Below are 23,613 nucleotides of genomic sequence, written 5' to 3' on the forward strand. Positions count from 1 at the left end.
CTAAAGTCCTAAAGGAATAATCTTAAAAGGAGCTTTCTCACCAATAAAAACTTGATGATAAGGCCAGTTATGTACACTTTGTTTTATTACCCTCGTAATGCCAGTCTCGCACCACACTTTGTATTAGAAGCCCTAAAAGTACCATATCAACTAGAACTCGTTGATCGTAAAAAGCATGCACAAAAATCAGCACAATATCTAAGACTCAACCCCACAGGCAGGATCCCAACACTGGTTGATGATGAATTTGTGCTATTTGAAAGCGGAGCAATTTGTTTATACCTTGCAGAAAAGCACCCAGAAAGTCAGCTAATACCCGCAGATCCAGTACAAAAAGGTGTTTTTTATCAATGGCTAATGTATTTTACAACCACGATCCAAGCTGAGTTGATGATTTACTTTTACCCTGAGCGACACACGCAAAGCGCTTTGATGTATGACGACATCATTAAAACCCAGCAAACTCGCCTAACCGAAATGTTTACTATCGTAAATAGGCATTTGGCGGGTAAAAGCTATGTGGTTAATGAACAGTTCACGATATGCGACTGCTATTTGTTTATGTTGTGTATATGGGCAGATGAGCTAAATACCCCTCCTCTACAGTTTGAACATTTAGCAAAATACTTACGTGAGATGGCTAAGCACCCTGTCATCAAAAAAGTATGCGAAACAGAGCAGACAGATTTAAGCCCGTATAAATAGGACTACTATTCTCTTTCAGCTCTTATATCATGAAAATTTAATTAAAAGCCAATTTTACATAATATAGTGATTGTGAAAATTGGCTTTTTTGAATTTTAGTAAAGTAATATCGGACTTTACTGTTTTTAATCAACTCACTTCTATTCTAGCTAAGTTAACCGTATCATTATTAAAAGTCCAAAATACTATTTTTTATGCATCGCCTTTTAGATAAATATGAACAATTAATTGCAACCAAACATTTATCACTCGATCCGGCTCAATTAGGTGCCATCAATATATTAGACAAACTGTGTCTTGACGTTGAAGCTGGAAAGCCATCGATGGGGGTGTATTTATATGGGCCTGTCGGGCGAGGCAAATCCATGCTAATGGACATGTTTTTCGATACTATTTTGGTAGAGAAAAAGCAACGGCTGCACTTTCACCATTTTATGCAAACAATCCACCAGCAATTAAGACAAGTCCAAGGAAAAAAAGATCCCTTAAAGGCGATTGCTAAACAGTGGGCAAAATATACCAAAGTACTTTGTTTTGACGAATTTTTTGTCAAAGACATTGGCGATGCCATGATACTCGCAGGATTACTTGAGGCTTTTTTTAAAGCGGGTATAGTTTTTATAACAACCTCCAACAGCCACCCAACAGAGCTATATAAAAATGGATTACAAAGATCGCGATTTGAGCCAACCATTGATTTAATCATGGCGCATTGCAGTCTTGTTAATGTCAGCGGTGAACTTGATCATCGATTCAGCAACGGCACCCGCACCAACTTTTACTTCGAAAATAACCTCAGTGCGTTTTCTTCTCTGTTTAAGACTCTTGAAGGTTCTTACCAAGATTTAGATATACAGATCCACAACCGCCCCATCGCTATTTTAGGAAAATGTAAGAATGGCCTATTAATTGAGTTTATGTCTCTATGCTCTTCGCCAAGGGCGACACTAGACTACATTCAATTGGCACTAGACTATGATGTTATTTTCATAAGAAACGTCCCTGCTATGGGTGCTTCACCAAACCGCCACTGCGTGACTCAAGGTATCGAAGATAATTATATGCGAGAAAAATCGACACTATCAGCACGCACTTTAGACGACGAAGCTAGACGTTTTATCGCACTTGTAGATGAATTTTATGACCGAAAAAAATTGATTGTGATTGAATCAGATTTTTCGTTGCAAACACTTTATGCTGGTGAGTTATTAGCTTTTGAATTTGAACGGACAAAAAGCCGCTTGGTTGAGATGCAATCTTGGCACATGCCCGTATAGATTTATATCTTTGCTCTGAATTCTAAAGTACACATTAAAAAACGGGCTAATTAGCCCGCTTTCACATGTGAGAAATTGTGTCTATTTATCTAGCTTTAATTGCACACCTTTTAAGCGACTTCTTACTGAGCTAATTTTATTTCGGTTTTTAACTCGCGCTTCACCACTTGCTTGGTTGCTTGGCCTGTTAGTACGTACCTTACGTCTTTGGTGACTCGGCTTTTTACTCAAATTATCGATTAAATTTTCGCGGCTTGCGACTTCATAACCTGGTAAATAATAGCGCTTAATTTTTTGACCGATCAAAGTTTCAATGTGAAGTAAAAATTGTTCCTCTTCTCTGCTTACAAAAGAAATTGCTTGACCGCTGTTACCAGCCCTACCAGTACGGCCAATACGGTGCACATAGTCTTCAGGAAGATATGGCAGATCGTAGTTAACAACGCGTGGTAGCCCCTCGATATCAATCCCTCTAGCAGCGACTTCAGTTGCGACTAATACGCGAACTTTGCCCTCTTTAAACTCTCTCAAAGCACGACGCCTTGCGCCTTGCTTTTTGTCACCATGACAAACCGTGGCTGCAATCCCATCCAGCTCCAGCTCTTTTACGATAGTATCAGCATCGTCTTTCATGTTGACAAAGACAAGTACTTGTTGCCAGTTTTTCTTACCAATTAGCTCTGATAACAGCTCTTTTTTACGCTGCTGTTCAACTGGGTATACCACGTGACGTACGGTTTCAGCAGTCGTATTCTCCGGTGCTGTTTGCACAAGTTTTGGCTCTTTCAGTACCTGTTTAGCAAACTGCTTTACTGCTGAAGGAAAAGTCGCTGAAAATAATAGCAACTGCTTTTCTTCTTTAGCCAGTGAAATAACACGCTGCATTTCATCGATAAAGCCCATATCTAACATACGGTCAGCTTCATCAAGCACTAAATGTTCAATGTTAGCTAAGTCAACACTGCCTAAGCGCACCAAATCAAGTAACCTGCCTGGTGTGGCAGCAACAATGTCTGCACCTTGTGCTAATCGCTGAGTTTGACCATCGACATTTACGCCGCCGAATACGGCAACGGTGCGAAGAGAAGTATGCTTTGTAAACGCCTCACAGTTATTTGCGATTTGTTCCGCAAGCTCTCTGGTAGGTGCGAGAAATAAAGCACGAGGTGACTTTGTTGAAGTACCCTTTAATAGGTTATGGATAACTGGTAATGCAAAGGCCGCGGTTTTGCCCGTGCCCGTTTGTGCAGTTGCTAGCACATCATGACCCTTTCTGATCACAGGGATGGCCGCCTGTTGGATCGGAGTGAGCTCTGTAAAGCCAATTTCATCTAAGGCTTTTAATAACGGCTCTGGAAAACTAAACGATTTAAAATTCATAAGGGCAAACCTGCGACCAATACTGAAGGGTCGCAGATTATACGTCAATTCTTTGCATTAACAAAGCTTAAGAAGCGTTTCATCCACTAAATTAGCTTTTCCACCAACAATATACTGCTCTTCTAGTGCATTGATAAGCGTCTGCCCTTCAATTTGCTGCTCACGCGTAAGCGGTACATAGGGTAATCTAAATACTGGGTTAACAGCGCCAGTCATGATTAACGCTGTGTTTATAGCGATTGGATTGGGCTCACAGAATAACCAGCTCATCAAAGGCTGTAAGTCTCTATTTAGCGCCTCATCAGGCTTGTCCATCAGCTGTCTAAATAATTTTGGTACCAAGTTTGAGGTAACAGAAATAACGCCGTGAGATTGATATTTATGACGACCATCATGTGCTTCATCATCGTTGCCTGACCAACAAGCAATACCCTGTGACTCATAATGAGCAATGCGCTCATTACCCGCACACTCTTTCACGCCAATGAAATTCTTATGCTTGGCAATTGGTTCAATAATATCAGGCGTTAAATCTTGTCCTGTTCTCCCTGGGACGTTATATACAAAAGCAGGACCAATTTCTAAAACACGTTCTAGGTGTTCAACTACACCAGCAGTTGATGTGCGGCCATAGTATGGATTAATTTGTAGTGCTGCATCCATACCAGACGCAAAACCATACTCAGTGGCTTTAATCGCTTCTCGGGTATTGTTACTGCCAGTATTACCAACAATCACCAGCTTATCTGCGAATTTATTGACGCTATGGGCTATCAACATCAGATGCTCTTCCCAGTTCATCAACTGACCTTCACCTGTTGTACCACCAACAATGATGCCGTCTACTCCGGCTGCAATTTGCGCTTCGACAAGTGCGTCATACGCCTGCAAGTCGATTTCGCCTGACATAAGATAAGGGGTTTTGATTGCCGTAATTAAGCTGGCTTTTTTTATCGATTGTATACTTCGCATGCAATTTCTAGCTAGTTGTTTATATACGATATGTTTTATCACAATTGCTCCGGTATGCCGAGGCCAAATATACAGAATTATAAAATTTCTTGCTTATGTGCTAAAAATCATACAAACTAAAAATAACTGTATAAATAACCAGTATTACTATGAGATTATCTGACTACTTAAAATCTAACTTTTATGATGCCAATGAACTGTGTAGTTTAATTAAAGTTGAGCCAGAACAATTACAGCAATGGCAAGAGAACAGTATTTTTCCTAACGCGAGCTACAGTATTGATAATCTCATTAAATGTAGCTCATATCTTGGTTTGTATGAATGTGTTGAGGTAACCGACTACTATCCTAGAGGCGCTCTAGATTGGGGCCATATGCTACTTAGGCATGAAGTTGAGCACTCAAGTCATGCTTATGAGTTGTTTCAGAATAAATACATTACTACACTAAAAGCCTGTGCTGATAAGGGCATAGTAAGTGAAGATGATAAGTTTGGTGATGACTTAATTGAGCATGTACAACAAGTTTGGCAGCAATTTTTGTGTAGTAAATACGGTGTGATCAGTCAAGACGGTACCGTAGAGGAAGTTGTATTTATCGACCTTGGCCGTGCTTTAGTTGATAAAATAACTGAAGATAGAACCTGTATAACTGTGCCAACGGAGCAACGTGCCTTGTTGCATGAAGCACTTAAGCTGCTCAATAGATCTTTAAGTCATAACGCCGCGCACGAGCGCCAAGATTCCCTCAGATATAAATATATAGATAGTGTCATGCAAAAATATGATTTATCAACTTGTTAGTATACAGAACATATTGTCAGCACTTCAGTTTACTGATTAGAAGCCAAAAAACTAAAAGCCACTTAGATTACTCTAAGTGGCTTTTACTATTTGGGTAAACGAGGTTTATTTAAGGCTTGTTCACAGTCTCTAACTGTTCATAATGCGCTCTATAAATCTCAAACCCTTTTAAGACCTTCATTTTGTCTTCGCACAAGTTGTCGTACCAAGTATCAAACTTTTCGTCATCATCTTGCTCACTTAAAACCTGATATTGTGCCAGTAGCTCTATAATGTCACTGTGTTCGCAAGTTAACTCATCCAATTGCTGAGCTAGCGACGAATGATCCCTATTTTGCAGTTCCGCAATGACACTGTTGTCTAATTGTTGTGATTCTTCGCTCACAGTGTAGTCCTCTTTCTCAATCTCGGTTCTAGTTATAACAGTCTGATATTGAAGATCCAGTAACAATTGCTTTATTCGTATAATCAATAAACAAAAAGTGTAAAAAAAATTTCAGATAAGCAATTGAAAACTATTCTCAAATAGAATACCATTTGTGACGTTATCACATTTCGTAAGGTTAAAATTTATTATGAAAGCAAATATCCACCCGGATTATCAAGCTGTTGCATTTCATGACACGGCAGTAGACAAGTACTTCATCGTTGGTTCAACACTTAAATCTGATAGAACTGTTGAAATCGATGGTGTTGAGTATCCATACGTGCCAATTGATGTTTCAAGCGCATCTCACCCATTCTACACAGGTAAGCAGAAAATCGTTGCAAGTGATGGCCGTGTTGCTAAGTTCAACCGCCGTTTCAAAAACCTTTCTGCTACAACTAAGTAAGCATTGGTTTTTAGTTTACATCGCTGCTCTGTGCAGCGATGTAAACTTCAACAAGCGCGTTGAAGCGTTAAGTTGTAAAAACATATTAAGGAGCATAAGTTGAAAGTTTTAAGTTCATTAAAAAGCGCAAAAAACAGACCTGGTTGTCAAGTAGTTAAGCGCCGCGGACGTGTTTACGTGATTTGTAAAACAAATCCAAGATTTAAAGCTGTGCAGGGTAAGAAGAAGAAACGCTAATTACCTGATAGCTATATGAGCGCTTTGCTGCGAAAGTGCTCAAAATTACACTTTACAAAGCCCCCACCTCTTATCACCATCTAGATATAAAAAAAAGCGACTTTCGCCGCTTTTTAGTTAATTCTAATTAACGTCTACGCCTTCTTAGCAACGCCAATGGTAAACTGAGCAACGCAAGTAAGCCAAATGAACCCGAATCTCCATCTTGGTCATCATCATCGTCGCCTCTGACATCAATAATATTAACCGTTACCTCTGTGTATTCTGATACATTACCAAACGAATCTTGTGCTCTTACACCAAAGCGGATCACACTTTGAAACTCAAAATCCAATTCGCCTTGAACAACAATGTCTCCATTGTTGGCAATATTGAAAGGCGCGTTACCTATCACCATAAACGATTCAACAGGAGAAACGTCTGAGTCAGGATCAGAAAACTCTAACTGACCTATAATTGTTCCAAGCGCAGTGTTCTCTCTAGCTTCGAAAGTTTGCCCGCTTGGTATCATTGGTGACCTATCTGGTACCTGATCATCTTCTGGGTCATCAATTACATCGATTTTAACTTCAACGAAATCAGATTCATTCCCCTGTGTATCTACTGCTTTTACACCAAATACAAATGATCGGCTCACTTCGAAATCAATTTCACCAATAACTTTAATTTCTCCATTCGGTGTAATTTCAAACGGCACATCGCCTAGGATAACAAAAGCATCAACAGGCGACTCATCAGCATCTGGATCCTCATATTCGAGCATGCCTATAACAGTATCTATCGGTGAGTTTTCCATCACCTCAAATTTCTGCTCTTCTTTAATGACGGGATCAACATCATCGTCACCCACTTCATCCAACACTTCAACTGTCACTTCAGTGTATTCTGAATAATTACCCAACGAGTCCATTGCGCGAACAAAGAAGCTATATTCGCTTTGCATTTCATAGTCTAATTCTGTCGTAACAAACAGCTCTCCTGTAGGCTCAACTATAAAAGGCACTTCATCAAGGATCATAAAGCTTTCCACTGGTGAAATATCCGGATCAGGGTCACTGAACATCAGTATACCTATTGACGTTCCAGACTCATTGTTTTCCATTACTTCAAATGACTGGCCTGACTCAATAACAGGCCCTCTGTCAGGTGCGACTGAAATACTAATATTGAATTCCTGCTGTGTTTGCAACTCGCCGTCACTGACGATTAATGTCATCGAACTATCAAACTCAGTAAAAGGTCTACCAGCAAGAACGCCGTCAATGAAAGACATGCCCGGCACAGATGGCTCAAGGTGCAGCATTAGGTCATTATTGTCAACATCTTCAACTTTTTCGTTAAAGTCTAACTCCGTTAACTCCCCAATATAAAGTTCAACATCTTCTAGAGGTTCTATGACAGGCGCATCATTCACAGGGGTAACAGATATCGTTACAGCATATTGCCCTTCAGGGAGCGTACCATTTGCGGGCACAGGCTGATTGTTTGCAGCCATATCTTCGAAGATAAACGAATCTTCACCAGAAAAATCCTCACTTGGCATATACACTAGATTTCCATAATCTTGTGCCATTACCTGAGCTCCTTGTTCGAGCACCTGCTCCCCAAGTTTTAACGCTCCATTATTAGGTAATTGCATAATTTCAACAGAATCAAAAGCATTATTTAAACTGTCAACAAAAGCCGAACCAACAGCAATCTCAGTGTCTTCATCAGTCGTAAAGCTTCTGTCCACTGTCTCCGTGTTCATGGCCACTTTATAAGTGCTTCGACCGTGAGTAAACGCAAATAACTCTCTTCCTTTAATCGCAAGCTTGGCAATATTGGTATTGGCGAGGCCGGAACCATCAGCCATCCAATTTTGCCCACCGTCAACTGATACAAACACACCTAAATCAGTACCAACAAATAGCTTCTGAGGGTTTTCAGGATCAACTACAATTGTCATGGCTGGTATATCTGGCAGTCCGTTGTCACTTGCTTGCCAAGTTTGACCGCCATCCATTGTTTTCCAAACATGGGTTGCGCCAAAATTAGATACTGTCGCGTAGATTGTTTGATTGTTGTCTGGGTCAAATGCAATTGAGCTGATTGTTACTCCTTGCGCAAGCGTAGAGCTTACCCAAGTCGAAGATGCTGAAGCTTGATCTGCCTGATAAGAAACATAGACAGTTCCATTATTTGTACCCGCTGCGACGGCAGTTTCTGTATTAGGCGCTATTCCAATAGAGTATACTGAACCGTCGAGCGCTCCCGAAGCTGCTGACCAACTGTCAGCTTGATCGCTTGTTCTCCAAAGCTGATTGCCCCCAATCCACAACACTTGAGGATTAGATGGCGCCATTTCAAAACGTGTGATGAACGGAAATCCGTTATCTCCAGAAATTCCACTGACCGCACTTGAAAAATTTTCCCCTCCATCAGTCGACTTTCTCAGCGACAAACGGGTAGTCTCTGCAAACATGATATTAGGATTAGTCGGATCTATTGCAGTCCAACCGCCATCACCACCAAGTATCTCGACCCAGCCATTAAATGACCCATCTTCACCCACTAACGTCCCATTATCTTGTGTACCGCCAAAGTAGCTCGTTCCACTTGGCTTAACCGTACCATGATAAAACTGTGTGACGGCATAGCCATTATTTAGTGTCGACCAACTAACACGCTGATTAGGATCTGCTTCCGCATTACCGCACACTTCATCTATTGTTAAACGGCCACCAAGAGAATTATCTGTTTTTTGGATACCACCATCATTGGCTACATATAACGTTGTATTATTTACCCCATCATAATCTGGGTGGAAAACGAACTCGTGATGATCCGCATGAGCATATTGCGGATTTGTTGGGTTAAGCCACCAAATACTCGCAGGTACGAATGTCTGACCTCCATCATCTGAACGAAATGTATCTATACCCCCAGTCCAAACCACATCAGGGTTTACTGGATCAACCGCTATGATGTTGTCATACCATCCTTGATTAAATGATTGAGCAGTTCCTCCTGTACACAAATCCAATAGTCCAAAATACGGGTTACTGAGTAGCACACTTGTAAATCTGTCAGCTGTGGCCCTTGTCACTGTGGTTGTCCAATTAACCCCCATATCAGTCGATTTATAAACAGCATCCATTCCATGATCGTTGCGATTAGCTGCCAAAGCATAAATAATATTGTTATCTGACGGTGCCACTGCAATGGTCGTTCTGCCCTGCTCTGTCCCCGCGATTACCTGCGACCAGTTCTCTGCGGCATCGGCACTTCTGTGAACGCCACCAGTATTAAATGAGCCACATGCAGTAAGCAGAATATCTGTGTTAGACTGAGATATTAGCTTCAAGTCTGTACAACCTGCTGAAGACCCCTGTGGTACAAACTTAGTTTCCCAACTCGCTCCACCATCTGAAGATTTGAGCACACCTGAACGTGTCGCCACATAAAGTGTATTGGCATTATTTGGACTAAAAACAATTTTATTCACGTAATGAAAATCTGTATTGCTCGAGGTACTAGAAATTTGCGTCCAAGTAGCACCTGCATCCTCAGATTTGAAAATACCATCACCACGCAGTGCATCAAAGTTGAATAGGCCTTCACCTGTTCCCGCATAGATTGTGTTCGCATTATTGGGATCAAAAGTAAGCGTGGTTACAGCAAGGTTTGTGGCTAAATCACTCAATGGTGTCCACGATGCACCAGCATCTGTCGTTTTCCATACCCCACCTGCTACCCCTGCTGTATACATAATATCATGATCAGTTGGGTGAATAATTAAAGTCCGAGTACGCCCACCAATATTACCAGGTCCAAGTTCCTGCCACTGACCTAACTCCTGATTTTGTCCATCTGGAGCATTCAATTGGAGCGAAAAGTCCTCAAGCACACTATTTGAAGGTATAGAAAAATGTGTCATTTGCTTGATCTGCTTCAATGCAGCAGAATACTTTTCGACAGGTAATGATTGTACGCCTACTGGGAGTCTTTGCTGAACGAAAAACTCCTGCGCTTCTTTAGGCTTGTCATAACGCTTGGGCGATTGCGACTTGGATTGAGCTTTCTTTTCTAGGAATTCAGCTTTACGTTCGTACGGTGTTGAAGTTTGAGATTGTAGTGCTACGTATGTTGCTCCGCCAAGCGCAATAGCGACAGCAATGCTAACGGGGTGAAGAAGTCTCATTCATTTTTCCCTTTTATTTAATATTTCAAGAGCCTACCTAGGCTTGGAATCGAGACTTCTTAACTATAACTGCATTAATAAGGTAGATTGGGCCGAAGTAAGCTCAATCTAGGAATATACCTGTAATACAGGGCCCCTTAATAAATATACTTAACATCGTTCTTAGATAGGTTTCCGATATGAGTGTAGTAACAAACCACAATTTGACAATAAACTTTTTAATGGTTCATTTATAAAAAGGAATTTGAACATTTGATCAGAATCTTTCGTTTTTATTGACCAAACAGAAGCTCCCAGAAGCTAGGTGGCTCATGAAGTTTATGATACTCCGTTCTTAAGGAGTCGACTTTTTGTAACACTTTGCGAGCGTCGTCAAGTCGGCCCGTCCCTGCAAACGCCATCGCTTTATTAGCCTCAGCAATTGTGAGATTAAGACCCTCAATAGATTTTTGCTTTTTATCTTGTTGGAACTGATGCTTTTTAGCTTGCTCAACTAATAAAATGAACTGTGCTAAATGCTTGTGCATAACATCCGCAGATTGCGCTTTTACAGCAAGTTTGTATTCAAGGCCCATTTTTTTCATGAGCTGGTTTAGTTCACTCGGCTGTGCGATGGCTGAAAGACTAAAAAACATAAAAATAACAAAAAAAAACTTCATAACACCCCCTCGAAAGTTTGAGCTAGTATATATAAATAAGCGTTGTAAACAAGGTACAATACAAGCAATGAAAACAGCCACTTTAATCTTACAAATACGTCTACTTTTCATTGTCTTAACCTGCAGCTTTTTCACTCCACCCTGTGACGCGTTACAAAAGCAAAACGACCGCCCCCTAAGAGTGACATTTGTTAATCCTGGTTCCGGCGGTATCAACCCAACCGGAAATTTTTGGTTAAATGTATCAAAAGTCATGAATGCGGTTGCTCAAGATACCAATATTGATCTCACTGTGTTGTACGCTGAGCGCAACCATATTTTAATGAAAGATTTGACTAAACAAGCACTTGAATCGGACGCCGATTACCTTATTTTAGTCGACGAAAAGCGTGCTATAACCGAAGTGCTCCTCAACTCAGTAAAACCCCACCCCAATATTCTATTTCTTTTAAACAGCCCAAACCAACTTGAAATAAACAGACTCAGTGCCAAAGGTTTTGGTATCAAAGCCGCCATACTTCCTGACAATTATCAGGCAGGAAAAGAACTTGCTCGTGAACTTGTGCATTCGGTGCAAAAAGAGGCTCAAAACCCTGAGTCATATTCAATGCTGGCTTTTCTTGGCGATGTTGTGACAACCGCAGCATTAGAGCGAGAGCAAGGGCTACTGAGCTACATTAATCGCTTATCGAATTTACAAGTCATAGATAAAGTTGATGCACATTGGTCTCAAAAACGTGCTCATGAACTAGCAAGAGGTTTGCTAAGGCGATATAGAGATGTTGAATTGATCTGGTGTGCTAATGATGCAATTGCTTTTGGTGTCAATCAAGCCGCTATTGAGCTTGGCATTAGAGACAAAGTCAAAATAGGTGGCATTAATTGGGACAATGGACACGTAGATAAGTTGGATGTCTCGATTGGTGGTCACGTATTACTCGGCGGGTACCTACTGGTTGAACTTGCAAAATATCAGCAAGGGTTAATCAAATATATTGGCACGCAAAAAGTCGCGATTTTTAGACCATATAACCATACTTTTGAACCAGTTTACAAAGCAATACATGAAAACAACCTAAATCAAATAGATTTTTCACAATTTGTCAACCAAAAGAAAAGTTACAATATTATGACCTTGAACAAAGAATTAAATTTTTAACCTGATTAAAACTTAATCACACAATATTTATCTACCATAAAAACATTAGATGAATATGTATTTCATATTAAATTTTTAATGTAAAAATATTTTCCTCCAAGTTTTTAAGCGCATTTTTTGCACTATTGACAGATTTTAAAATACCTGTTTTAGTTAAATTGGTTAACAACATGTAACTTGGACAAACAAAATGAAACATAATATTCTAACAAGCAAAAAACATACTTTACTTGCCCTTGGCGTTGCGTCTGCGCTTGGTGCTGCTTCTGCAACAGCAGCAACATCAGAACGTATGATCGTTACTCTAAAAGAACAATCTATGGCCAACACATTCCCTGTAGCCTTAACAGAAGCTGAATTAACAGACTATAAAGCGCAATCACTCAGTTTGTTTGCAAGCAATATAAACGCGCAAGCGATTAAAACATTACCAAGCATCAATGCGGTTGTAATGGAACTGACACCAGAGCAATTAACTTCACTTGAAAAAGATGGTAACGTCGTGACTGTCGAAGTGGATCCAAAGCGATACGTACCAGAACTTATTGATAGCGAAATCGCACCTTTCGCTGAATCAACACCTTATGGTATTAACATGGTTCAAGCAAAATTAGTAAGCGATGCAGCAGCTGCTAACCGTAAAGTATGTATCATGGATACAGGTTACATGCGCAGCCACGAAGACCTAGTTAGCGCAGGCGTAACGGGCGATGACGGTTACGGCTCAAACGATACTGGTCTTTGGTATAACGATGGTAACGGTCACGGTACCCACGTTGCAGGTACTATCGCTGCGCTAGGTGGCAATGGTACTGGTGTGGTTGGTGTGAATGCATCAGGTAACCTTAAACTACACATCGTTAAAGTATTTAACGACTCAGGTCGCTGGGCTTACGGCTCAGATTTAATTGAAGCAATTAACCAGTGTGAGACAGCTGGTGCACATATCACTAGCATGAGCTTAGGTGGAAGTGGTAGGTCTACAGCAGAGCGAAATGCCTTCGACCAAAGTTACCAACGCGGTATGCTACACATTGCAGCAGCAGGTAATGGTGGCAACAGTGCTCTTAGCTACCCAGCATCTTATAACAATGTTGTATCTGTAGCAGCTGTAGATAGCTCTGAAAATAAAGCGTCATTCTCACAGTACAACAGCCAAGTTGAAATTGCAGGGCCAGGTGTTGGCGTTAACTCAACATGGAACAACGGTGGTTATAGAAGTATTAGTGGTACATCGATGGCAACGCCACACGTTTCTGGTGTAGCTGCACTGGTATGGAGTAACTACCCTACTTGTTCAAATGTAGAGATCCGCGCGGCGCTTAATGCCAGTGCAAAAGACAAAGGCGCAGCAGGTCGTGATACTTCTTATGGCCACGGTATTGTTCAAGCAAAAGCGGCATATGATTACTTAGCTCAAAGTTGTGGTGGCGGTGGTGATCCGGTGCCTGTGGCTAACTTCTCGTTCTCAACAAGCGGTTTAACTGCAACATTCACAAACGGCTCTACTGCTGGTACTTATAATTGGACATTTGGCGATGGTAACGGTAGCTCGCAAAGCGCACCAACGCACACATATGCTCAAGCAGGTACATACAATGTAACGCTTAAAGTAACAAACTCAGCAGGTGATTTTGATTCAATTGTTAAGCAGGTTACAGTAGAAGATGCGGTAACACCTCCAGGTTGTACTGGCCTTAGCGAGTGGAGCGCGTCTACGTTCTATCGTGTCGGTGACCGCGTCTCATATAAAGGTTATGAGTACAGATCAACTTGGTGGTCACGTGGCGCAGAACCAACAGTATTCACTAACGTGTGGAGCAAAGTTGGTAAATGTAACTAACCTGCCAACTGAATAGACGATATTGCACTTGTGCATAAAATAACCCCGACACAGCACCATTGTGTTGGGGTTAATTTTTCCTTAAATAGGTAAACCCCTATTAAACCCGCTCCAATAATGCCAATAGCGCGCTTGAGCGCTTCTAGCATACCCGGTTGGATTGACTCCAAAGCGATAAATTGAAAAGTCACTGCCAGCGAGAAGCACAGCGCAGCAGAAAACCAAACTGATAAATACTTCTTTATTTCATCAAAAACTATCACTGGTCTGTACAATGTCGCGTTCAGTGCCAGTACGATAAAAGTGACATACACAATATGAAAGTCGACAGGACTAGACATCAAAGCTTGTTTATCAAATACAATGCAAAGACCCCAGCAAATTGAAGTGATAACAATATAGCCAATTCCGGGCTCCTGAATTGTAAAGCGCCCTCCCTGAAGTAAAAATGATGCGACAACAAGAATAGAGATAGCTATAAGCTCTAACTGTGAGAGTGCCTCACCGAACCATAACCAAGCTGCTGCCCCAGAAATAACCGGTGTCAAGCATAACATTGGGAGCATTACGGCTACTTTGCCGAGTGCTAAAGCACGAATGAAACACACACTGCCAATGCCTGCTAGTAAACCACTTACCGTTGCAGGCACATAGTAACCTGAAAGTGGTAATTCCCTACTCATAACAAGCCAATATACTAAATAAACAGGTAAAACAATGGCACTGAAAATCACGGACATTAAGGGCGCGGAAAAATGCGCAGACAATCGTTTACGGGTGTAATCAAACCCAACCCAACTCAGTGCGCTCAATAATGCAAATTCCATATTTATTTCTCAGTTTGCCTCAAAGCAATTGTCGTTTGCTTTTTCATATAATCATTAATTTTCGGGTGTTCTGGGCGCCAGCCTTGCAAAAAACGGTAAAAATCAGCCCAAATTAAACACCAACTTTCCTGCCATTGTTGCTGTAAATCACAGAAACTAATCGTAGATTGTTTATGCACAAGTGCTTGTTGTAGTCGAGAGAAATAATAGGCTAACAAATCATTGCACTCTGTTTCTAGCTGTGCGTTATTCAACACAGTCGTAAAAAGTAACATCACATCGCTGAGGCCGTTACCTAAGCCAACATGCTGAAAGTCATAGCCAATAACTCGGTGCTCATCAAAAGCAAAGTTTGCCAATTTAGCATCCCCATGGATAAGAGTTTGGTATCGAATACGCTTCAATGTTTCGTCAATTTTATGAGCCGATTCTTTCAAAGCTGAGTTAGGCATTTTTTGATATTCATCAGGGCGTGTATCTAAATGCCAATAGTTTCCATAGCCAAAAGTTTCAAACTCATCATTGCACGTATCTTCTGTCAGCCAATTAGCATGAAATGTCGCTAGCCAATCCAAAACCCTTTTAATATGTACAGTAGACACTGAATTCTTGTTTTGAAAACCTAACGGCTCAAAGTCCTCAAGTATAGTAATAAATTTGCCATTAATTTCATGCAGCTCAATCGCTTGCGGTAACAAGCATAAGTCTCGTAAACATAATGCATAATGTCTGTAAAAATGTTGCTCTTTTACATAACTTTTGATCTTTCTTTGCAAAGAGAATGAAGTTTGCTCAATATTGACATGCTGTAAGTCGTCAGGCACTTGACTAATCTTAATCGCATATTTACGAGTCCCTATTTGGCATTTTTCTAACGTACCACAGCCATTCCAGAGCGTTTGAGATATTTGATTTTGTTGAGGTGATAAATGAAGATATTGACTGTAAAGAGATGACTGCATAAAAAAATACTCGCTTTTTTGTGCAGTTTATATGAAACGCCCAATTATAGAAATAATTGGACGTTCGCTTTTTTAAATCGAGACTTTATTGATTTACTGCCGCTTTAAGCTCCTCGGTGGTATTTTTGTCTTCAACCAAGTTCAAATCAAAGTCAAACTCATCAACACGAATTGCCTTTTCACGCTTACGGTTATAATCAACTAGCTGCACATATTCTTGCTCATTTACGATACTGGCAACAAAGGCATTATTTAATGTATCGCTAAATGTAACGCCAGCTTTAATCTCTCTCTTTTTCAGTGCTTTCTTCACTTTTGCCAGCGAATCTAAACATGCCATTTTGGCTTTATAGGCCTGCTCATTGATATCGTGTCCATCACCCGGTGTTGGCTTCACTAAATGTGTCAGCTGCTGCTTAAACAAAGTATCTAGCTGTGCTGCTTTAGCAAGCTCTCTGACCAAGTCATCATTTATTTGTGGCATACGATGCGAAAAGTTCATTGTCGCCACACGCATAAAGCGTCTTGCAGCAGTATTTGGGAAGTTATCCAAAAACTTATGTAATGCTTTTTCCGCTTCAACAAGTGCATAGCGCGTCGCGTAATGGAAATAAGGCGCAGCTTGCGCTCTATCTTGCTCTGACACTTTTTGCTCGTAATACCTAATGGACGCCATTGCTGCGTATACGAAACTCATTACATCACCAAGCCTCGCAGACAATAGCTCTGCTTGCTTAAGCTTACCACCCAGTACAAGTAGCGAGAAATCAGCGTATACAGCTAGCTTTGACGCTAATTGCTGTGCTGCTTTCTCATACTGCACCACTTCAGGTAAACGTGACGACCCAGTGGCTAAAAACGGAAATGCACCTAGCTTAAATGCACGTAAACCATTGCCAATACTGTATCCGACCGTTTTTCTTAGGATCTTATTGAACTCTTTGTCAGCATTTAGCTGCTCGCTGTGAATTGACTCAACCATAGATTGCAAGTAAGGGTGGCAACGCATCACACCTTGACCAAATATCATCAAGTTACGTGTTAGAATATTTGCACCTTCTACAGTGATAGCTATCGGCTGTGCTACATAACCGCTCGCCAAGGTGTTTTGTGGTCCAGTTTGAATTGCTTTACCAGCTAATATATCCATTGCTGAATCAAGTACATCTCGACCAAGCTCTGTCATATGATACTTTGCAATCGCTGTCACAACTGACGGCTTCAACCCCATGCCAAGACCTTCAGTTGTTAAAACTCGCATAGATTCTTGCAAATACGCTTTACCCGCGATATCAGCAAGCTTTTCTTGAATACCTTCAAATTGACCGATTGCTAGACCAAATTGCTCGCGCACTGCTGCATATTCAGATGCAGATTTTAGTGCCACTTGGCTCGTTGAAACGCCTAAAGCTGGTAGTGAAATGCCTCGGCCTGCACCTAAACAGCTCACGAGCATTTGCCAACCGCGACCAATATTTTTTTGACCGCCGATAATAAAGTCCATTGGGATAAATACCTTATTACCGCGCGTTGTACCATTGTAAAAACGAATACCCATTGGATCGTGGCGATTGCCCAGCTCGACACCCGGGTGAGATTTAGGAATAAGCGCGCATGTGATCCCTAAAGATTCTTTACCACCTAGCAACCCTTTTGGATCGAATACTTTAAATGCCAAGCCAAGTACAGTCGCAATGGGTGCAAGCGTGATATATCGCTTATCCCATGTAACTTCTAGGCCAAGTACTTCTTTGCCTTCAAACATCCCCTTGGTGACAATACCTTGATCTGGAATACCGCCAGCGTCAGAACCCGCCTCTGGGCTTGTCAGCGCAAAACAAGGAATATCACGCCCATTAGCAAGTCGAGGCAAATAATGCGCCTGCTGCTCAGCAGTGCCATAGTGAAGTAATAATTCGCCAGGGCCCAATGAATTTGGCACCATTACAGTCACTGCCACTGCCGACGATTTTGTAGCAATTGTGCCAACAATCGTTGAGTTTGCATACGGGCTAAATTCTAAACCACCGTACTGCTTTGGAATGATAAGAGAAAAGAATCGCTCTTTTTTCAAAAATTCTAAAATGTGCTCAGGTAAGTGTTTTGAGTTTTGAATATGGTTTTCATCGATCATTGCCATCAACTCATTCACAGGGCCATCTAAAAATGCCTGTTCTTCTGCCGATAGCTTTGCTTCTGTTACTGAGCGTAAAGCTGAAAAATCTGGCTTTCCTTGATAGATAGAGCCTTCTAACCAAACATCTCCTGCGTCCAGGGCTTCTTGTTCGGTAACAGAAATGCTAGGTAAAATTTTTCTTAGTTGTGTTCTTAAACTCATAATAAACTCATCCGACCAGATAGATATACCTACATTACGGCATAAAAATCAATTTAGATCAATTGCTCAAATGAAATAATTAACTAATTTTTTACTGTAAATTGCTTTTTTGAGGAAAAACTTTCTGATAATTAATGGCTTACACGTGTACGCTGAATTTATATTATTTTTGCATGAATAGACATAAAACTAATATGGAGAATTATATATCTCAAAAAACTGCATAATTTGCGCGCGTAATAGCCATAAGTGATTGCGGGCAAATCGAAATTTCCAACCCACGCCGACCACCACTGACGTAAATTTCATCATAATCTAGCGCAGTTTTATGCACAATCACGGGGATATTTTTTTTGTGAGCGAAAGGACTTATCCCACCAAGTAGGTAACCAGTTGCACTTTGCGCACGATTTTTTTCTGCCATTTGCGCTTTTTTACCCGAGGCCGATTTTGCAAATAGCTTTAAATCTACCTGCTGAGAAGCTGGGGTAACACCGATGAATAATGTCCCATCTACATCAATCACTAGAGTTTTAAATACTTTTTTCTCATCCAGTTTCAGTTTAGTCGCAGCTTCTTGGGCATAGTTGGGAGTGTTGGGATCATGTTTAAACTTTAACACATCGAATTTCACTTTATTTTTTTTAAGTAGGTTTATAGCTGGTGTCATTATAAGTCCTTATTTATTAGTGATTTAAAAAGTTAAATCATATCGAGATATGAACAGTTTTTTACTTGTGCACGACAGAAAAAAACCGTCAGTAGTCGACATAACTAAGCACACTCAAAATTATACTAAATTACGCTCGACATTATGATAATGTCGACTAAAGTATTATGTATCAGCTGACTGAGTTGTGATTGCGTATTCATTGGCAATCGATGTTAAGCCCTAATTATTTTTACCTAGTGTAGATTGTTGTATGTATGCAAGTTTTTCAAGCATAGTCTGTATCACTTTAACTGCTCTAACCGCAGTGGTGTTTTTAAGTAACGAATATAATGCGTGGGCAAACAAGCTAGCTTGTGATAAAAAGTGTGAAATATTAGGGTGCAATTCTGGAACACTGATTTCAGGAGAAAACCGACCAGATTTAGTGTGTCGGTGCAACGATGATATGGATTATCTCGTAATATTAGACTGAGAGTAAAACGGCGCCAAAGGCGCCGTTTTGATTTAATTCATTACCAATTATTTGGTTAAGTCATCAAAAAACTTTTTCACACCATCAAAGAAGCCCTGTGCTTTAGGACGATTTTTACTGGTGTCACCACTCATGCTTTCTTCAAGCTCTTTAAGTAGCTCTTTTTGACGCTCGTTTAAGTTCACTGGCGTCTCGATAACAACTTTGCAAATTAAGTCGCCTACAGACCCACTGCGAACAGACTTAACGCCTTTGCCACGCATACGGAACATCTTTCCAGTTTGGCTTTCTGAAGGGATCTTCAGGTTAGCTCTACCATCAAGTGTTGGTACTTCAATCTCACCGCCTAACGCTGCGGTTGTGAAGCTAATTGGTACTTCACAGTACAAATTGTTACCGTCACGAACAAAAATCGGATGTTCACGAACACTTACTTGAACATACAAGTCACCAGCTGGCGCGCCGTGCATGCCCGCTTCACCTTCACCAGAAAGTCGAATGCGGTCACCAGTATCAACACCTGCTGGTATTTTAACTGATAGAGTTTTAGTTTTCTCTACGCGACCTTGTCCATGACAGCTGTCACACGGATCTGAGATAACTTGACCAGTACCTTGACACGTAGGACAAGTTTGTTGAACAGCAAAGAAGCCTTGGCGCATCTGCACTTGACCTGCACCATGACAGGTAGAACATGTTTTTGGCTTTGAGCCAGCTTTTGCACCACTGCCATCACATGGTTTACAACTTACCCATGTAGGGACTTTAATTTCAACGTCTTTGCCCTTTACGGCTTCTTCTAAACTTAAGTCTAAGCTGTAACGAAGGTCGGCACCACGTTGCTGTCTTGATTGACGACGACCACCGCCGCCACCAAAAATATCACCGAATACGTCCCCGAAGATATCGCCAAAGTCGGCTCCGCCACCGAACCCGCCATGGCCTCCACCACCGTTTTGTTCAAACGCTGCATGGCCGTATTGATCATACATCTGGCGTTTCTGACTATCCGTTAGGACCTCGTACGCTTCTTTTACTTCTTTGAACTTAGCTTCTAAAGCTTCATCACCCGCAGTACGATCTGGGTGATACTTCATTGCTAGGCGCTTATAGGCCTTTTTAATATCACGTTCACCGGCGTCTTTTGAAACACCTAATACTTCGTAATAATCACGTTTGGACATAGTTATCACACTACTCTTACAAGACAACTCTCCGACCAATATATCGGTAGTGAGCCAAAATTTAAAAACACGAAGGGCGCGTCTAGCGAAGTCGCCGCGCGCCCTTAACAGTCAACAATTACTTGTTGTCTTTAACTTCTTCAAACTCAGCATCAACAACATCGTCGTCTGCTTTCGCAGAACCTTGTTGTGCGCCTGCATCAGCACCAGGGCCTGCTTGCTGTGCTTGTGCATTTGCTTGAGCGATTTCCATTAGCTTTTGAGATTTCTCTGCAAGTACTTGAGTTTTTGCATCGATGTCTTCTTTGCTGTCGCCTTTGATAGCTGCTTCAAGCTCAGTTAAAGCGCCTTCAATTGCAGTCTTGTCTTCAGCTGGAAGTGCATCACCTGCTTCTTCAACTTGCTTGCGAGTAGCATGGACTAAAGCGTCAGCTTGGTTACGTGCACCCACTAACTCTTCGAACTTCTTATCTTCTTCAGCGTTTGCTTCAGCATCACGTACCATTTTCTCTACTTCATCATCGCTTAGACCTGAAGAAGCTTGGATAGTGATCTTTTGCTCTTTACCAGTATCTTTATCTTTAGCAGATACGTGTAAGATACCGTCAGCATCAACGTCAAAAGTAACTTCGATTTGCGGTGCACCACGTTGCGCTGGGCGAATACCTTCAAGGTTAAACTGACCAAGAGACTTGTTATCAGTTGAGCGCTTACGCTCACCTTGTAAAACGTGAATTGTTACTGCTGACTGGTTATCTTCAGCTGTCGAGAATACCTGTGACTTCTTCGTTGGAATAGTCGTGTTTTTCTCGATTAGCGCAGTCATTACTTGACCCATAGTCTCGATACCTAGAGATAGTGGGATAACGTCAAGTAGAAGAACGTCTTTTACGTCGCCAGAAAGAACGCCACCTTGAACCGCCGCACCAAGTGCAACTGCTTCGTCAGGGTTTACATCTTTACGCGCTTCTTTACCGAAGAACTCAGCAACTTTTGACGGAACTAGTGGCATACGTGTTTGACCACCAACAAGGATGATGTCATTAACGTCGCTTACAGAAAGATCTGCATCTGCTAGTGCACGCTTAAGCGGCTCGATAGACTGAGTGACTAAGTCTTCAACTAGTGATTCAAGCTTCGCACGCGTTAGTTTAACGTTCATGTGCTTAGGACCAGTTGCATCTGCTGTCACGTAAGGAAGGTTAACTTCAGTTTGCTGTGCAGATGAAAGCTCAATCTTAGCCTTTTCAGCAGCTTCTTTAACACGCTGCATTGCAAGCGGGTCAACTTTAAGGTCGATGCCCTGCTCTTTCTTAAACTCTTCAACAAGATAGTTGATAACACGATTATCAAAATCTTCACCACCAAGGTGCGTGTCACCATTTGTTGCAAGTACTTCAAACGTGTGCTCACCGTCTACTTCGTCAATCTCGATGATTGAGATATCAAATGTACCACCACCAAGGTCGTATACTGCAACAACATTGTCGCCTTGCTTTTTATCCATACCGTAAGCTAGTGCAGCAGCAGTTGGCTCGTTGATGATACGCTTAACATCAAGACCCGCAATACGGCCAGCATCTTTAGTAGCTTGACGCTGTGAATCGTTGAAGTATGCAGGCACTGTGATAACAGCTTCTGTTACTTCTTCACCTAAATAATCTTCTGCAGTCTTCTTCATTTTCTTAAGAACTTCAGCAGAAATCTGTGGCGCTGCGCGCTTTTCGCCGCGAACCTCAACCCATGCGTCGCCATTGTCAGCTTTAACAATGTTGAAAGGCATGATGCTGATGTCACGTTGTACTTCTTCATCTTCAAAGCGACGACCAATTAGTCGCTTGATTGCATATAGCGTGTTTGTAGGGTTAGTAACTGCCTGACGCTTTGCCGGTTGACCTACTAGCGTTTCGCCTTCTTCTGTAAATGCAATAATCGACGGGGTTGTACGATCGCCTTCAGCGTTTTCGATAACGCGCGTGTTCTCACCATCTAATACTGCTACACAAGAGTTAGTAGTACCTAAATCGATTCCAATAATTTTACCCATGTGAATCTTCTCCGACCTCAAAAAATTCGTTGTTCTGTTAGATGACTTGATAGATAGGGGCGGCAAATTCTAATTCAACCTTAAACAAGAAAAAAATTTCATTTTTTTTCAATTTTTTTTATTTTTAGGATGAACAGAGCAAAAAGCAGACAAAAAATCTGTATTTATTCGTTTAGAGTATATATTCTAAACAAAAATAACGAGACATGGATTTACTATGAATTTCGAAGCTATCATTTCATCTATCGAGCTCAGTGAGCACCCCTGCCACCTCAGTGTGCCAAACACATGGAGCCAAGGTCGAACCGTTTTTGGTGGGCTAAGTGCCGCGCTAATGCTAAAACATATGTATACTCAGCTAAATGACCAAGACCGAAAGCTACTTTCGTTCAGCTGTAATTTCGTCGCCCCTTTAATTGCCTCTGAACCTTTCACCATCAATACAACTATATTGAGGCAGGGTAAAAACGTCACCCAGCTAGAATCGCGGATAGAACAACGTGACTCGGTATGCCTAGTATCGTTGGCAAGTTTTGCTAAGCAGCGCATGTCAAATATCAAAGTTGAATCACAAATCAAACCTACGATTCTTAATACAGATATAAATAATGAAAACACAATTCAATATGTAGAGGGTATATTTCCGGCTTTTATTCAACATGTAGATTTAAATATTCAAGCGGGTGCTATGCCTTTTAGTGGTGCTGACTCTACCGAACTTCATGGTTGGATGAAGTTCAAACAAATGCCTCAAAAAACAGCACTTGAATTATATATTCTAGCATTAGCAGACGCATGGCCACCGACGCTTCTTCAACTATGTGATAGACCTTCACCTGCTAGCACAGTATCTTGGTATATAGAATTTCTCCAACCTTTAGAGGTTAGTAAACATGATTGGGTGGGCTATGAAGCAATCACGCATCAAGTTAACAATGGCTATGGCATCGAAGACGCCAAAATTTTCTCAAAAGCTGGCGACCTAATCGCATTAAGCCGACAAACAGTTGCTGTATTTGATGGTTGATATTATTGAATTGCTGGAACACAATAGAGTAT

The 23,613-nt window shown here is 41.2% G+C and carries 19 protein-coding genes; 8 read left to right on the plus strand and 11 right to left on the minus strand.

Translation table 11 applies throughout. The features are described 5' to 3' along the window. Nucleotides 1-69 precede the first annotated feature (69 nt). Both AC2CZC_RS24520 and zapE read left to right on the plus strand, forming a co-directional pair. Nucleotides 70-705, plus strand: coding sequence for a glutathione S-transferase family protein (locus AC2CZC_RS24520; protein WP_484584993.1), 636 nt, complete (start codon nucleotides 70-72; stop codon nucleotides 703-705). A gap of 194 nt (nucleotides 706-899) precedes the next feature. Further along, nucleotides 900-1,982: a cell division protein ZapE gene (gene zapE / locus AC2CZC_RS24525; protein ID WP_484584994.1), complete on the plus strand. Its 1,083-nt coding sequence runs from the start codon at nucleotides 900-902 to the stop codon at nucleotides 1,980-1,982. 81 nt (nucleotides 1,983-2,063) lie between these two features. On the opposite strand, the gene AC2CZC_RS24530 is transcribed toward zapE, so the two are convergent. Next, a complete protein-coding gene (locus AC2CZC_RS24530) occupies nucleotides 2,064-3,362 on the minus strand; it encodes a DEAD/DEAH box helicase (RefSeq protein WP_484584995.1) in 1,299 nt (432 codons plus the stop codon). Nucleotides 3,363-3,419: 57 nt separating this feature from the next. After that, complete coding sequence (gene dapA / locus AC2CZC_RS24535; RefSeq protein WP_484584996.1) at nucleotides 3,420-4,334, minus strand: 4-hydroxy-tetrahydrodipicolinate synthase; 915 nt, start codon at nucleotides 4,332-4,334, stop codon at nucleotides 3,420-3,422. Between the two features lie 149 nt (nucleotides 4,335-4,483). Here dapA and AC2CZC_RS24540 point away from each other — a divergent pair, with 149 nt between their 5' ends. Beyond that, complete coding sequence (locus AC2CZC_RS24540; RefSeq protein ID WP_484584997.1) at nucleotides 4,484-5,137, plus strand: DUF6058 family natural product biosynthesis protein; 654 nt, start codon at nucleotides 4,484-4,486, stop codon at nucleotides 5,135-5,137. A 109-nt stretch (nucleotides 5,138-5,246) separates the two neighbouring features. Here the strand turns inward: AC2CZC_RS24540 and AC2CZC_RS24545 are convergent, their stop codons facing one another. After that, nucleotides 5,247-5,522, minus strand: a complete 276-nt coding sequence (locus tag AC2CZC_RS24545; RefSeq protein ID WP_237136587.1) for a hypothetical protein — start codon at nucleotides 5,520-5,522, stop codon at nucleotides 5,247-5,249. 190 nt (nucleotides 5,523-5,712) lie between these two features. On the opposite strand from AC2CZC_RS24545, the gene AC2CZC_RS24550 reads away from it, so the two are divergent. Next, entirely contained in the window at nucleotides 5,713-5,970 is a 258-nt protein-coding gene (locus tag AC2CZC_RS24550; RefSeq protein WP_063363675.1) for a type B 50S ribosomal protein L31, read from the plus strand. 99 nt (nucleotides 5,971-6,069) lie between these two features. After that, nucleotides 6,070-6,207, plus strand: coding sequence for a type B 50S ribosomal protein L36 (gene ykgO, locus AC2CZC_RS24555; protein WP_080672543.1), 138 nt, complete (start codon nucleotides 6,070-6,072; stop codon nucleotides 6,205-6,207). Between the two features lie 127 nt (nucleotides 6,208-6,334). Here ykgO and AC2CZC_RS24560 read toward each other — a convergent pair whose 3' ends face one another. After that, on the minus strand, nucleotides 6,335-10,390 hold the full coding sequence (locus AC2CZC_RS24560) for a rhombosortase-dependent cadherin domain-containing protein (RefSeq protein ID WP_484584998.1): 4,056 nt from the start codon (nucleotides 10,388-10,390) through the stop codon (nucleotides 6,335-6,337). A 272-nt stretch (nucleotides 10,391-10,662) separates the two neighbouring features. Beyond that, nucleotides 10,663-11,049 carry a cytochrome b562 gene (locus tag AC2CZC_RS24565; RefSeq protein ID WP_484584999.1) on the minus strand — a complete coding sequence of 129 codons (387 nt, stop codon included), beginning with the start codon at nucleotides 11,047-11,049 and terminating at the stop codon, nucleotides 10,663-10,665. A gap of 67 nt (nucleotides 11,050-11,116) precedes the next feature. Between AC2CZC_RS24565 and AC2CZC_RS24570 the strand changes: the two genes are divergently transcribed. Together AC2CZC_RS24570 and AC2CZC_RS24575 are read left to right on the plus strand one after the other, a co-directional pair. Continuing rightward, nucleotides 11,117-12,208 carry an ABC transporter substrate-binding protein gene (locus AC2CZC_RS24570; RefSeq protein WP_484585000.1) on the plus strand — a complete coding sequence of 364 codons (1,092 nt, stop codon included), beginning with the start codon at nucleotides 11,117-11,119 and terminating at the stop codon, nucleotides 12,206-12,208. 190 nt (nucleotides 12,209-12,398) lie between these two features. Continuing rightward, nucleotides 12,399-14,051: a S8 family serine peptidase gene (locus AC2CZC_RS24575; protein WP_484585001.1), complete on the plus strand. Its 1,653-nt coding sequence runs from the start codon at nucleotides 12,399-12,401 to the stop codon at nucleotides 14,049-14,051. Here AC2CZC_RS24575 and AC2CZC_RS24580 read toward each other — a convergent pair. From AC2CZC_RS24580 to dnaK, 6 genes are all read right to left on the minus strand, one after another. After that, nucleotides 14,048-14,878, minus strand: a complete 831-nt coding sequence (locus AC2CZC_RS24580; RefSeq protein WP_484585002.1) for an EamA family transporter — start codon at nucleotides 14,876-14,878, stop codon at nucleotides 14,048-14,050. The two genes, AC2CZC_RS24575 and AC2CZC_RS24580, sit on opposite strands and share 4 nt — an antisense overlap. Nucleotides 14,879-14,880: 2 nt before the next feature. Next, nucleotides 14,881-15,840 (minus strand): phosphotransferase, encoded by a 960-nt coding sequence (locus tag AC2CZC_RS24585; protein WP_484585003.1) that lies wholly within the window; start codon nucleotides 15,838-15,840, stop codon nucleotides 14,881-14,883. Nucleotides 15,841-15,925: 85 nt separating this feature from the next. Continuing rightward, nucleotides 15,926-18,178 carry an acyl-CoA dehydrogenase gene (locus AC2CZC_RS24590; RefSeq protein WP_484585004.1) on the minus strand — a complete coding sequence of 751 codons (2,253 nt, stop codon included), beginning with the start codon at nucleotides 18,176-18,178 and terminating at the stop codon, nucleotides 15,926-15,928. A 211-nt stretch (nucleotides 18,179-18,389) separates the two neighbouring features. After that, nucleotides 18,390-18,848, minus strand: coding sequence for a Cys-tRNA(Pro) deacylase (gene ybaK, locus AC2CZC_RS24595; protein ID WP_484585005.1), 459 nt, complete (start codon nucleotides 18,846-18,848; stop codon nucleotides 18,390-18,392). 522 nt (nucleotides 18,849-19,370) lie between these two features. After that, nucleotides 19,371-20,507 carry a molecular chaperone DnaJ gene (gene dnaJ, locus AC2CZC_RS24600; RefSeq protein WP_039610309.1) on the minus strand — a complete coding sequence of 379 codons (1,137 nt, stop codon included), beginning with the start codon at nucleotides 20,505-20,507 and terminating at the stop codon, nucleotides 19,371-19,373. 118 nt (nucleotides 20,508-20,625) lie between these two features. Further along, entirely contained in the window at nucleotides 20,626-22,554 is a 1,929-nt protein-coding gene (dnaK, locus tag AC2CZC_RS24605) for a molecular chaperone DnaK (protein WP_484585006.1), read from the minus strand. A gap of 217 nt (nucleotides 22,555-22,771) precedes the next feature. On the opposite strand from dnaK, the gene AC2CZC_RS24610 reads away from it, so the two are divergent. Next, complete coding sequence (locus AC2CZC_RS24610; RefSeq protein WP_484585007.1) at nucleotides 22,772-23,581, plus strand: thioesterase family protein; 810 nt, start codon at nucleotides 22,772-22,774, stop codon at nucleotides 23,579-23,581. Nucleotides 23,582-23,613 lie beyond the last annotated feature (32 nt).

The organism is Pseudoalteromonas sp. MMG033 (assembly GCF_057197785.1).